This window comes from Armatimonadota bacterium (assembly GCA_031459765.1).
In the GTDB taxonomy this organism is placed as follows: Bacteria; Sysuimicrobiota; Sysuimicrobiia; order Sysuimicrobiales; family Kaftiobacteriaceae; genus Kaftiobacterium; species Kaftiobacterium secundum.
Genome location: JAVKHY010000001.1, coordinates 484,258 through 496,641, shown reverse-complemented (window position 1 = coordinate 496,641; position 12,384 = coordinate 484,258). Strand labels below are relative to the sequence as shown.

The 12,384-nt window shown below is 71.6% G+C and carries 10 protein-coding genes; 1 reads left to right on the top strand and 9 read right to left on the bottom strand.

Annotation, left to right across the window (positions count from 1 at the left end; translation table 11 throughout):
• Positions 1-36 precede the first annotated feature (36 nt).
• Positions 37-1,080 carry an SIS domain-containing protein gene (locus QN141_02400; GenBank protein MDR7557321.1) on the top strand — a complete coding sequence of 348 codons (1,044 nt, stop codon included), beginning with the start codon at positions 37-39 and terminating at the stop codon, positions 1,078-1,080.
• On the opposite strand, the gene nagZ is transcribed toward QN141_02400, so the two are convergent.
• The 9 genes from nagZ to QN141_02355 all read right to left on the bottom strand — a co-directional run bounded on the left by nagZ (position 1,064) and on the right by QN141_02355 (position 12,380).
• Positions 1,064-2,602: a beta-N-acetylhexosaminidase gene (gene nagZ, locus QN141_02395; GenBank protein MDR7557320.1), complete on the bottom strand. Its 1,539-nt coding sequence runs from the start codon at positions 2,600-2,602 to the stop codon at positions 1,064-1,066. The two genes, QN141_02400 and nagZ, sit on opposite strands and share 17 nt — an antisense overlap.
• 73 nt (positions 2,603-2,675) lie before the next feature.
• The gene (locus QN141_02390; GenBank protein ID MDR7557319.1) at positions 2,676-4,559 is read right to left on the bottom strand and encodes a S1C family serine protease; all 1,884 of its coding nucleotides are present in this window, start codon (positions 4,557-4,559) and stop codon (positions 2,676-2,678) included.
• A 130-nt stretch (positions 4,560-4,689) separates the two neighbouring features.
• Positions 4,690-5,847, bottom strand: a complete 1,158-nt coding sequence (locus tag QN141_02385) for an anhydro-N-acetylmuramic acid kinase (GenBank protein ID MDR7557318.1) — start codon at positions 5,845-5,847, stop codon at positions 4,690-4,692.
• On the bottom strand, positions 5,844-6,770 hold the full coding sequence (gene murQ, locus QN141_02380) for an N-acetylmuramic acid 6-phosphate etherase (protein MDR7557317.1): 927 nt from the start codon (positions 6,768-6,770) through the stop codon (positions 5,844-5,846). Before murQ ends, QN141_02385 begins: the two co-directional genes overlap by 4 nt.
• Positions 6,767-7,702 carry a BadF/BadG/BcrA/BcrD ATPase family protein gene (locus tag QN141_02375; GenBank protein MDR7557316.1) on the bottom strand — a complete coding sequence of 312 codons (936 nt, stop codon included), beginning with the start codon at positions 7,700-7,702 and terminating at the stop codon, positions 6,767-6,769. The genes murQ and QN141_02375 overlap by 4 nt, the downstream gene beginning before the upstream one ends.
• Entirely contained in the window at positions 7,702-8,838 is a 1,137-nt protein-coding gene (locus QN141_02370) for a serine hydrolase domain-containing protein (protein ID MDR7557315.1), read from the bottom strand. Before QN141_02370 ends, QN141_02375 begins: the two co-directional genes overlap by 1 nt.
• A complete protein-coding gene (locus QN141_02365) occupies positions 8,835-9,752 on the bottom strand; it encodes an ABC transporter permease (GenBank protein ID MDR7557314.1) in 918 nt (305 codons plus the stop codon). The genes QN141_02370 and QN141_02365 overlap by 4 nt, the downstream gene beginning before the upstream one ends.
• Positions 9,718-10,665, bottom strand: coding sequence for an ABC transporter permease (locus tag QN141_02360; GenBank protein MDR7557313.1), 948 nt, complete (start codon positions 10,663-10,665; stop codon positions 9,718-9,720). The genes QN141_02365 and QN141_02360 overlap by 35 nt, the downstream gene beginning before the upstream one ends.
• 158 nt (positions 10,666-10,823) lie before the next feature.
• Entirely contained in the window at positions 10,824-12,380 is a 1,557-nt protein-coding gene (locus QN141_02355; protein MDR7557312.1) for an ABC transporter substrate-binding protein, read from the bottom strand.
• Positions 12,381-12,384 lie beyond the last annotated feature (4 nt).

Genomic DNA, 12,384 nt, shown 5'->3' with positions numbered 1-12,384 from the left:
CCCCTTGTTCTAACATTATCCAGCGGAGGAACAACCGTGAAGGGAACGCTGACGATCGCAGAGATCCGGGAGCAGCCGGAGGTCCTGGCCCGGCTGCTGGACCGGGAACGGCGCTCCGTGGAGGCCGTCGCCGCCGGGCTGCGCCGCCATCCTCCCCTGGGCGTCGTGCTGGCGGCGCGCGGCTCCTCGGACAACGCCGCGCTGTACGGCCACTATCTCATCGAAACGGTTCTGCGTATCCCCGTCTCCCTGGCCTCGCCGTCGGTGGTCACGCTCTACCGGCGCGTCCCGCGGCTGCGGGGGATGCTTGTCATGGGGCTGTCCCAGTCCGGTCGCTCACCCGACATCGTCGAGTACCTCCGGGCGGCCCGCGGGGCCGGCGCGCGCACCATCGCCATCACCAACGACGGTCGCTCCCCGCTGGCCGGCGCCGCGCACAGCACGCTGTTGCTCCACGCCGGTCCGGAGCGCAGCGTGGCGGCGACGAAGACCTACACGGCGCAGCTGGCGATCCTCAGCCTCCTGGTCGGGGCCGTGGCGGAAGACCGCCGCCTCCTCGACCGCCACCGCCTCCTCCCCGACCTGGTCGGGCGGGCGCTGGCCTCCGAGGAAGTGCTCCAGAACGCCGCCCACCGCTATCGCGGGATCGAACGCTGTATCGTGACGTCGCGCGGCTACAACTACGCCACGGCCAGGGAAGCGGCGCTGAAGCTCAAAGAGACGGGCTATATCGCGGCGGAACCGCTGTCGTCAGCCGACCTGCTGCACGGTCCGATCGCCGTGGTGGAACGGCGCTTCCCGGTGATCGTGATCGCGCCTCCCGGACGGACGCGGCCCCACCTGACCAGGGTGGCGCACGACCTTTGCGCCCGCGGCGCGGATGTGATCGCGGTCTCCTCCAGCCCGGCCCTCCGGGCGCCGGCCCGCACCCTGCTGCCCGCCCCGGGACCTGTGGACGAGGTGCTGAGCCCCCACGTCTACATCGTCCCGCTGCAGCTGTTCGCCGCGCACCTGGCCCTGGCCAGAGGGTTCGATCCCGACCGGCCGCGGGGACTGCGCAAGGTTACCCGCGTGCGCTGACGCCCCACCCGCGGGGATGCAGGCCGGGCAGGGCCACGGGCAGGCGGCCGGAAGGCGTCAGGGCGCCGGTCAGGGCTTTCGCCGCGGCGCGGACGCTGGCCGGATCCGGCCCGTAGGCGGCCAGGTAGGTCGAGACCTCGGGAAACCGCAGCAACTCGTACGGACTCCCGATCCCGACCACGACCAGCCGGTCACCGAGATGCCGGTGCAGGGCGCGCACCGCCTCCACTCCTTCGGCGGCGCGCAGGGTCAGGCTGGCGGCCACAACGGTGTCCCAGGTGCCATTGAGGACCTCGTCCAGCGACGTGACGACGACGACCCCCGGCCCCGCCCGGGCCAGCTCCTCACCGAGCGTCGGGAAGCGGTCCTCCCAGGTGCGGTCGCCTACGGCGATCACGGCGACACGCCCGGATCCCAGCGGGATGCGTCCGGCGTCGTTTCGCACCAGGGTCACGGCGCGGTCGGCGATGGCCTGGGCCAGGGGCCAGGCCGTCCCGGTGGCCCCGCCGTCCCCGGAGGAGGGGCGCGCATACCGCGCCTTGATTCCGGCAATCCGCGCGCCGCTCTGCTCGATCATGCCGGCATCGAGCCTCCCGTCGGCGACCGCCTGCCGGGCGGCTTCGATGGACGCCCACTGCTCTTCGCGGGACCCGCAGGCCAGGATGAGGTCGCATCCGGCGCGCAGGGCCTCCACCGCGGCCGCCCCCCGCGACCAGCGGTCGGCGATGGCCTTCATGGCCATCGAGTCCGTCATGACCACACCCTCGAAGCCCAGCTCGCCGCGCAGGAGGTCCCGCATCACCCGCGGGGAGAGCGTGGCCGGACGCGAGGCGTCCAGGGCGGGATAGACGATGTGCGCCGACAGCAGACCGTCGGCGCCGGCGCGGACGGCCTCCCGGAAGGGGTACAGCTCCTCCTCCCGGAGCCGCCGCAGATCCTTCCCCACCGTGGGCAGGTCGAGGTGGGAGTCGAGGACGGTATCTCCGTGACCGGGGAAGTGCTTGACGGTGGCCAGCACGCCGGCGGCCTGCAGGGCCCGGAGGTAGGCGATCCCGAACCGCGCCACGTCGTGCGGGTCGTCGCCGAAGGCCCGCGGCCCGATGATCGGGTTGGCGGGGTTCGTGTTGACGTCCAGCACGGGGGCGTGGTTGACGTTGATGCCGAGCGCCCGCAGTTCCTGCGCCGTGACGCGGCCGGCGGTCGCGGCGTCCTCCGGCCGTCCCGTCGCTCCCAGGGCCATCGCCCCGGGGAAGACGGTGAACCCTTCGTGCAGCCTGGCCACGACGCCGCCTTCCTGATCGACCGTCACGAACAGCGGCGGCAGCCCGGCGTCCGCCGCCAGACGCTGCAGGTCGGCCGTCAGGGTGCGCACCTGCGCGGCGGAGCGGATGTTCTTGGCGAAGAGGATCACCCCGCCGATGCGCCCCTCGCGCACCAGACGCTCCAGGTCGGGCGTGACCTCGGGAGCGGAAAAATCGACGATGAAATGCTGGCCGACGAGGTCGGCCGTCTGCGACCGCATGCGCCTCTTGTCCCTCACTATACTCGTTGCCGGGGGCGGCGGGCCGCAGACCTCGATGAGTTTCCTGTTCGACTCAGTACGTGCCCGGCGGGAAGACGAAGATGTCGTACACCTGCCCGTTGAAGGCATAGCCCGGATTCGTCCCGATGAAGAAGGCGACTCCCTGAGGGCTGTAGATGTAGATGACGTGGCGCGCCCCCTCCTGCCGTTTGGGGGGCCGGCCGAAGGCGGCCACCACCTGGCCCTCCGTGCTGCCCAGGCCGATCCCGTTTGCCATGCGGAAGGGCGGCTGCGCGATCTCGCCGGGGTTCGGCGCCCAGACCCCCACCTCGGTGATCAGCCGCCGGTCCTTCTCCACGTAGGCGTACACCCTGTTCCGCCACTGGTACCGGATCCAGCCGGAGGGTTGTCCGGGACGCTGGGACCCCGACACCGTGGGGACTTCTCCCAGCGTTTCGAAGAGCCGGTCCAGAGGATCGCCGATGCGCACGGCCCCCACGCGCTCGCCGGGCACGATGACCCGGTCGTTGGGGGCCGGCGGGCGGGCCGCCGGCGCTCCGGGCTCCGTCGACGGGCCCGGGGCCGAGGGCGCGGGGACGGTCGGGGCGGAGGGCGAAGGGGCGGGGGTGGGCGGAGGCGCCGGGGGCGCGGCCGCAACGGTACTGGACGACACCAGCTCGTCGGTCCAGCGCTGCTGGGTGGCGGCGTCCACCGTCACGGATTTCACCGCGCCGACGCCCTGGGCCCACCAGGCCGTCTCCTGCTGGCGGATCGGCGGCTTCCGACCCGAAAGATCGACGATCTCGTACGCCTCGACGATCTTCACCGTTCCGGAGAAGGTCCCGGCCGGGACCGTCACCGTCTCACCCACCGCCTCCACCCGGGCGGAGATCGTCATCTGCCGGATGGTGCCGTCGGAGAGCTCCTGCATGCCGACCTGGCTCCGCCATCCGACGCCGGGGCACAGGGGGAACGAGAGCAGGGTCCAGGGCTCGCGGAAGGAGTGCTTCCAGTGGCGGTCGCCGGAGATGCCGACGATGAACAGGCCGTCGGCATCCAGCAGCTCGCGCATTTCACGGTCCTGGCCCGTGCGGATCGTCGCCAGCAACGCGCCGGCGAACTCCTGAACCTGCGTCACCTCCGAGCTGTACTCCGACACCGACGTGCGCATCCCCGGAGCCTCGGCGGTCTGGCGCAGGGTCTTCCGGCGGCCTACCTCCATGGCCGCAACGAACTCCCGGCCGCTGACGAGGACCTGGCGCGTCCGGGGACCGTCGGGAGAGAGGGCGGCGGCGGCCATGGCCCGCACTTCGTTGATGGCGATGACGCCGCCGATCTTCAAGTACTGGCCGGTGCCGAAAGCGACCAGCCCGACCGCTCTGCCCTGCCGGTCGACCGCCGGGCCCCCGCTGTTGCCCGGCATCATCGTGGCGTCGGTCTGGAACCATCCGCTGCGCAGCGCCCCGACAATGCCCCGGGTCACGCTCACCTCCTCCGTCCCGACCCCGCCGGGATAGCCGAGCACCAGCAGTTCCTGTCCCTGCCGCAGCGACGACGAATCGCCCAGCGGGATGGCCTTGAGGTCCGTGGCGTCGATCTTCAGGACCGCGGCATCGACCATCCGCGCCACCTGCGGCGGACACGAGTACTCCGCGCGCCGGACGTAGTCCACGACCCGGGCCGGAAAGGTGCGGCCGTCCTGCAGCCGCACCGTGATCTGCGCCGCCCCTTCCACGACGTGGTGGTTGGTGAGGATGAAGCCGGAAGGATCGTAGACGAACCCCGAGCCGTGTCCGCGCCCGCCCAGGGCGTGGGTCACCTGGATCAGGACCACGGCGGGCTTCACCTGGGCGATGAGGTCTTCGTACTGGGCCCGCGCCGGCGCCGCAGGGAAGCCGGCCAGCATCGCCAGGAGGAAGACGGCCGTAAGAGCGAGGAGAGGGCGGCGGACGAGCATCTTCCATCAATCCTTCCCCAAACCGACAGGGATAACCGACGCTACTGTCCTTCTCTACCCGGAACGATGCCGGAGAGATCGGGTCGAGACCTGATCTTTTCCGACCGGGATGGACCGGAGGAGGAAGGAACTAGGCCGGCGTGAGGTCGCCGAGGATGACGGCCCGCGAGGCTCCCGTGGCGGCGGGGAGGTTGCCGGGTCGGCCCCAGGCCGTCTGCGCGCCGAGCACGGCGAAGGCCACGGCTTCCTTGAAGTCGGGGTCGACGCCGTACTCCGCGCTGCTGATCACCGGTGCGGGAGACAGGGCCTCCCGCAGCCAGCGGACCAATGTGGCGTTGTGGACGCCCCCGCCGCTGAGGACGACCTCCTGCACGCCGGGCAGGTGGGCGCGGTAGGCGTCGGCGATCGTCCGGACGGTCAGCATCGTCACGGTCGCCAGGAGGTCCTCCGGGCCCGCCCCCAGCGCCCGCCCGCGCGCCAGGACCATCCGGGCGCAGGCCTCGCCGAACTTCTCGCGTCCCGTCGTCTTGGGCGGAGGTTCCTTGTAGTACGGGTCGCCCAGCAGCTCCTCCAGCAGCTGCGGGTGGACGCGTCCCCGCCCGGCCAGCGCGCCGCCGTCGTCGCGCTCCCGCCCCGCGGCCAGGCGGGCCACCCCGTCGATCAGCATGTTGCCCGGCCCTGTGTCAAAGGACAGGACGTCGGAGGGCCCGGCGCCGGCCGGAATCCAGGTGACGTTGCCGATCCCGCCGAGGTTCTGCAGGGCCCGGCCGCGCGCGGCATCGCGGAAGAGAACGTAGTCGACATAAGAAACGAGCGGCGCACCGTGACCGCCGGCGGCAACGTCGCGCGCGCGGAAGTTGCTGACCACGGGCAAGCCGGTGCGCTCGGCGATGACCGCGGCCTCGCCGATCTGCAGCGTGCTGTGGCGGGGGATGTGCCAGATCGTCTGCCCGTGCGAGGCAATGAGGTCGACATCCTCGCGGCGCAGGCCGACCCGCTGCGCCGCCTCCAGGGCCTCCTGCGCGGCCAGGGCAAACTCCGCGGCCACGTCGAAGTTCGCCCGGCACACCTCCTCCAGCGGCGCGTCGGGGCGGCACAGGCCGAGGATCCGCTCGCGCATGTCAGGCGGATAGGGCCGCGTCATGGCGGTCAGGGTGCGCGCGGTAACTCCGCCGTCCGGGCGGCGGGTCACCTCAACCACCGCGGCGTCGATCCCGTCCACGGAGGTTCCGGAGATGAGCCCGACCACCACCAGGCGGTCGGCCGCCGCCGGCCAGGTGCGTATCACGGCCGCCGCGCCTCCAGGGCGATACGCACCATGCCGCCGGCCCGCTCCAGCGCCGCCCGGGCTTCGTCCCGCCCGCAGCGGAGGACGGCCATGACGATCGCCGTCTTCACGTGGTTGCCTGCGGCCTCCAGCACCTGCGCGGCCTGGGCGGGCGAGACGCCCGCCGCCTCGGCGACGATCCGCCGGGCGCGGTGGAGCAGCTTCTCGTTCGCCGGGACCATGTCCACCATGAGGTTGCTGTACACCTTCCCCAGGCGGACCATCGCCGCGGTGCTCAGCATGTTCAGCACCATCTTCTGCGCCGTCCCGGCCTTCATCCGCGTCGATCCCGTGAGCACCTCGGGACCGGTGAGGACGACGATGGCCAGGTCGGCTTCCTCCGCCATCGGCGTGTTGGCGTTGGAACAGAGGGCGATCGTCGCCGCGCCGGCGGCTCTGGCCTTCCGCAGCGCGCCCAGCACGTACGGAGTCCGGCCGCTGGCGGCGATCCCGACCACCACATCAGATGGAACCGGATCGTGGACGGCCAGGTCCTGCGCGCCCTGTTCCGCATCGTCCTCCAGCGCGGAGGCCGCCGCGATGGTCGCCTCGGCGCCCCCGGCGACGACGGCGCGGACCAGCCCGGGATCGGTGCCGAAGGTCGGCGTCCACTCCGCGGCATCAAGCATGGCGATCCGCCCGCTGGTGCCCGCCCCGACGTAGAACAGCCGGCCGCCCCGCCGCAGGCGGTCGGCGATGAGGTCCGCGGCGCGCGCGATCTCGGGCAGGGCCCCGCGCACGGCGGCGGCGACGGTGGCGTCCTCGTCGTTGATCAGCGCGACAATCTCCGCCGTGCTCATCACGTCGAGCCGCATCGAGCGGGGGTTCCGCCTCTCCGTGACGAGATCGCCGAAGTCGTTCCTCCCCGACGGGTTGTCGCTCATCGATCGCCCTCCGCCACCTGCCTGATGAGCGCCTCCGGCGGCCGAAGGCCGCGCATCGCAAAGGCGCGCCACAGCGCCCCGCCCACGGGCGGCAGGCGGGGCGGGGTGAACACCGCCTCGGGGCACAGCCCGCGCAGCGCCTCGACGAACGCCTCGCGCATCCCGGCGTGGCTGAACACCCCGCCGATGCCGGCCACAGGATGCGGACCCGCGAACCCGAGTTGCCGCCACACCGCTTCCGCCGTCGCGGCGAGCTCCCGGCCGGCGACGGCGAGGATCTCCCTCGCCACGGCATCGCCCTCCGCCGCCGCTTCCAGGGCGATCGGCGCCAGGGCGGCCATCTGCGGAGGGGACATCTCCCGCGCCGCGCCGACGATCTGCTCCGGCAGGCGGACGCCCAGCGTCTCGAAGACCTTGGAGGTCATGATCGTCGCCGGCCCTCGCCCGTCGTGCGCGCGCAGGACGGCCCGCAGCACCGACCGTCCGATGTCGTACCCGCTGCCGGCGTCGTCGATTACGTGCCCCCACCCGCCGGAGCGGGCTTCTTCCCCCCGCTCGTTCCGCCCCCAGGCCACCGACCCCGTTCCGGAGATGACGATGATGCCCGGCCCGCCCAGAAACGCCCCGTCGAGGGCGATCAGCGCGTCCGAGGAAATGTGAAACTGCTGCGAGAAGCCGCTGGCGGCCAGCGCCGAGTGCAGGCCTTCTTTGATCCTGGGGTCCTCCAGCCCGGCGACCCCCGCCACAACCAGGTCGGCCGCCCGCCCCCCGGCGGCCCGGCGCACGGCCTGCACAATCGCCTCGGCCGCCGCCCCCACGCCGGCGTTGTGCGGATTCCCCGATCCGGCGGTGGCCCGGCCCGCCAGACGCCCGTCCTCCGAGGCGACGGCGCGCGTGGTGGTGGCTCCCGCGTCCACCCCGACCAGGATCATCAGCGCAGCGCCTCCCGCACCGCCCGGTGGAAGCGCGGACGGAACTCCTGAATCTTCGTGTTCGATCCCCCCAGGTGCACCCGGTTCGTCAGCAGCACGGCGACAAGGTCCTGATCGGGATCGACGGCCACAGAAGTGCCGGTGAATCCGGTGTGCCCGAACGACCGGGGGCCGAAGGCGTCGAAGAAGACCCCCTCGTGGTGGAGAACCCATCCCAGCCCCCGGGGATACCCCGCCGCGCCGGCGCGCTGGTCCGTGGTGGCGTCGGCAACCGCCGCGGCGCTGAGCAGGCCGCCGGGCCGCAGCCACTGGAAGGCCACCTCCGCCACCTCCCGGGCGGTCGAGAACAACCCCGCGTGTGGGGCCACCCCCTCCATGGCATAGTAGGTGTTCCCGTCGTGCACCTCGCCGCACAGCACCTCCTCGCGCCAGGAGTGCTCCCGGCCCTCTTCGCCCACCTTCTCCCGCTCGTACCTGTGGCCGACCTCGGCGGCCGCGCAACGCCCCCACAGCTCCGGGGGCGGCGTGTACATCGTCTCCCGCAGCCCGAGCGGGGCGGTGACGTACTCGCGCACGAGCGCATCGATGCGGACCCCCAGGGCCCGTTCCATGGCAAACCCCAGCAGGATGATCCCCAGGTCGGAGTATTCGACGAGGGCGCCGGGGTCGGCGACGAGCGGCTCGTCGCAGATCACCCGGAGCACCTCCGCCCGCGCCGCGGCCCGCAGGTAGAGGGCGCGCCAGGCGGGCAGTCCCGAGGTGTGGGCCAGCAGGTGGCGGAAGGTCACCAGGTCCCGGGCCCCTCCGGTGAACTCGGGGAGCAGAGCGCGCACCGGCGCATCGAGATCCAGCAGCGCCCGGTCCACCAGGGCCAGGGCCACCGGCAGCGCTGCGGTGACCTTGGTCAGCGAGGCGAGGTCGTAGATGGTGTCCGGGGCGGCCGGCCGCTGGGAGGGGGTGAGCTGCGCCCATCCTGCCGCGTGCTGCCATCCCACCACCCCGCCGCGGGCGACGAGCGCGACGGCGCCGGGGAAGACGCCGTCGCGCACCCCTTCGGCCAGGAGGGCCTCCACCGCCGCCAGCCGCCCGGGATCGAGCTCCGCCTCTTCGGGTGTCCCGCTGCGCAGCGTGATCATGAGCCCGCCCAGGTCTGCCGCAGGCGCGGGTCGAGGATCTCCTGCAGGGCGTCGCCCACGAGGTTGAAGCCCAGCACCACCAACACGATGGCCAGACCCGGAAAGACCGAGGGCCAGGGGCTGAGTTCGAGGTAGTTGCGTCCCTCGCTGACCATCAGCCCCAGCGACGGATAGGGCGGCTGCGTGCCCAGCCCCAGGAAGCTCAGCGCCGATTCGAAGAGGATGGCCGTGGCCAGGTTGATCGTGGCCTGGACGAAGATCGGCGTGCTCACGTTGGGCAGGACGTGGCGCAGGAGGATCCGGCGCGTCCGCTGGCCCAGGGCCCGGGCCGCTTCGACGTACGCCTGCTCCCGCACCACCAGGGTCGGGGCCCGGGCGATGCGGGCGAAGATGGGCACGTAGACGATCCCGATGGCCAACACCGTGGTCAGCGTACCGGCGCCGAGCACGACGACGATGGCGATGGCCAGCAGCAGCACGGGAAAGGCGAAGAGGATATCCATGGCGCGCATCAGCGCGGTATCGATACCCCCGCCGGCGTAGCCCGCCACCACGCCCAGGGCGCTGCCCACGGTCATGGCGAAGGCCACGGATAGAGCGGCGACCAGCAGCGAGGTGCGGTAGCCGAAGAGAATGCGGCTGAACAGATCCCGTCCGAAGAAGTCGGTGCCCAGCCAGTACCGGCTCCCGGGCGGGGCGAAGCGGTCCAGGGCGTGCATCTCGGTGACGGGATAGGGCGCCAGGCGGGGGGCGAGCAGGGCGGCCAGCACGACGACGGCCAGAATGCTCGATCCGACGACAAACTTCCGCGAGCGCACGACAAAGGTGACCAGACCGCGGCGTCCGGGAGCGACCCGCGCCGCGCCCCAGGCGACGCGATCACGAATAGCGGATTCGGGGATCGAGGAGGACATAGATCAGATCCACGACCAGGTTGACCAGCACGAAGAGCCCGGCGACGGCGAGCACCACGGCCTGGAGGACCGGGTAGTCCCGCTGCACGATGGCCTGCAGTCCCATCCGTCCGACGCCGGGGATGGCGAAAACCTGTTCCACGACGATGGCGCCGCCCAGCAGGTACCCCGTGACGATGCCGATCAGGGTGACGACGGGGATGAGGGCGTTCTTCAGCATATGGCGCCGGACCACAAGGACCTCGCTCAACCCCTTGGCCCGCGCCGCCTTGACGTACTCCTCTCCCCGCACGGCGACCATCGAGGCCCGCACCATCCGGGCGATGGCCGCGGCGTTGGGCACGGCCAGGGTCAACGCCGGGAGAAAGAACCCGCGCAGGTTGGCCAGCGGGTCGGTGGCCAGCGGCGGATAGCTCAGGACGGGAAACCAGCGCAGGTGGACGCTGAACAGCAAGATGAACATCGCCCCGACCCAGAAGGCGGGCAGGGACAACCCCAGCAGCGTCAGGGTCTGCATCGCTCCGTCAGCGGCGCGGGAGCGCGTCGTCCCGGCCAGCGTGCCGACCGGGATCCCGATGAGCATCGCCAGCAGGACCGCGTACAGCGCCAGCTCGATGGTGAACGGCAGCGCCTCCCCGAGCAGCGTCCCGATGGGCCGCCCGGTGCGCACCGACGTGCCGAACTGCCCGCGGGCGACCCGGGACAGCCAGCGGCCGTACTGCACGTAGACGGGCCGGTCCAATCCCAGGTCGCGGCGCACCGCCTCCAGCTGAACGGGGTCGGTGTTCTCGAAACCGAGGATGACCTGCGCCGGATCCCCGGGGATGAGGTGCATCAGCGAGAACACCAGCGCCGAGATGACCAGGAGGACGGGGATCAGGAGCAGCAGCCGCTGCGCGACGTACCTCTGCATCCCGCTGTGCTCCTTTGCACCTGAAACGACGCCATCCCCTCCTCCGGCGGGAGGGGATTGCGTCGGACGCGCCCGGTACGCTTTTCGCCCCTGGCGAGAAGCCGCTCCCGGCTACGCGGGTTGAAAGACCTGGACTGACGGCCCTGTGGCTCCGGGCGTCACCTGCTCAGCCACGACTCCGCCAGCGGCGTCATCGACCTGGTCGACGACAGCACGAACCCGTTGAGCTGCGTCCGCGCCACGGCGAACAGGTCGGCGTAGGCCACGAACAGGAAGGGGATCTGCTCGGCGATGGCCCGCTGCAGCCTCGTGTACAGCTCCGCCCGCCGCGCCGGATCGGCCGTGGCCCGGGCCTGGTCCAGGAGCTGGTCGATGGCGGCGTCCTTGAACTTGAAGACGTTGGTGCTGCCGGTGGAGTGGATGTGCCGGTAGAGGTGGATGTCCGGGTCCACGGCGCCGCCGTTGAGGGAGACGAAGGTGTCGAACTGGCTGCCGCGCCAGCGCGCCAGGAAGGTGGCGAAGTCCACCTGCTCGATCTCCACGGTGAAGCCGGCCGCCGCCCACTGCTCCTTGAGCACCTGGGCCATCTGCACGGCCTCGGGGACCGTGGGGATCGGCATCATCTTGACGGCGACGGGCAAATTGACCCCGGCCTGCTGGAGCAGCTGCCGGGCGCGGGCCGGATCGGGCTGGTACAGGGGCAGGTTGCGGGCCGGCACCGGCCGCCACTCCTCCAGGGTGGGGGGAATGGGGCCGCCCACCGTGCCCCGCCCGCCGTAGACGACCTGGACGATCTGCTCGCGGTTGGTGGCCAGGCTCATCGCCTGGCGGACCCGCACATCGCTGAAGGGGGCCTTCCCGGCGTTGATCCCCACGAGACTGTAGGACAGGTCCGGCACCGACATAATCCGGAGGTCGCTCACCCCGGCCAGGGCCCGGGCGGCCGTGATGTCCACCCCGAAGCCGATGATCAGGTCTACCTCGCCGGCGCGGACCGCGGCGCGCAGCGTGGCCGGATCGGGGATCACCCGATAGATGACGGCATCGGCGTAGGGCAGGCGGTTTCCCGCCGCGTCCTTCCGCCAGTACCGCTCGTAGCGGGTGAGGCGCACGGAGCCCGGACCGAACTCGGTCAGCATGTACGGGCCGGTGCCCAGTGTCTTGACCCGCGGATCGCCCACCTTGTCGACGAAGTTGGCGGGGACGATCCCGCGGCCGGGCACCGTCAGCAGCGAGAGGAAGAAGGGCGCGGCCTGCTTGAGCGTCACCTTCACCACGAAGGGGTTGACGATGGTCACCTCGCCGATGGGAGCGAGGAAACTGGCCTGGGGCGAGCGCGTCGCCGGGTCCAGGATGCGGTCGATGGTGGCCTTCACGTCACTGGCGTCCAGCGCGCTGCCGTCGTGAAATGTGACATCGCGGCGCAGGGTAAAAGTGTACTCCAGCCCGTTGGGGGACACCGTCCAGGACTGCGCCAGGCCCGGCTCCAGCTTCAGCGTCCGCGGGTTCAACCGCAGCAGGCTCTCATAGACCAGGTCCAGGACCTGGAACGACGAGAAGGCGGTGGCGACGTGCGGGTCGAGGTTCAGGATCTCCTGGGTGATCCCCACCCGGATCGTCCCGCCCCGCTGGGGGGCGGGGGTCTGCCCCTGCGCGCCGGTCAGCGCAAAGAGCAGCACCGCTAACCCGAGAGCGCAGATGCGGAATCTCTTCACCTGT

Bases quoted from the DNA above. Each gene is read 5' to 3' on its own strand.
- nagZ (MDR7557320.1), bottom strand. From the start codon at position 2,602: ATGCGGTCGCAGACGGCCGACCTCGTCGGCCAGCATTTCATCGTCGAT.
- QN141_02390 (MDR7557319.1), bottom strand. From the start codon at position 4,559: ATGCTCGTCCGCCGCCCTCTCCTCGCTCTTACGGCCGTCTTCCTCCTG.
- murQ (MDR7557317.1), bottom strand. From the start codon at position 6,770: ATGAGCGACAACCCGTCGGGGAGGAACGACTTCGGCGATCTCGTCACG.
- QN141_02375 (MDR7557316.1), bottom strand. From the start codon at position 7,702: ATGATCCTGGTCGGGGTGGACGCGGGAGCCACCACCACGCGCGCCGTC.
- QN141_02370 (MDR7557315.1), bottom strand. From the start codon at position 8,838: ATGATCACGCTGCGCAGCGGGACACCCGAAGAGGCGGAGCTCGATCCC.
- QN141_02365 (MDR7557314.1), bottom strand. From the start codon at position 9,752: ATGTCCTCCTCGATCCCCGAATCCGCTATTCGTGATCGCGTCGCCTGG.
- QN141_02360 (MDR7557313.1), bottom strand. From the start codon at position 10,665: ATGCAGAGGTACGTCGCGCAGCGGCTGCTGCTCCTGATCCCCGTCCTC.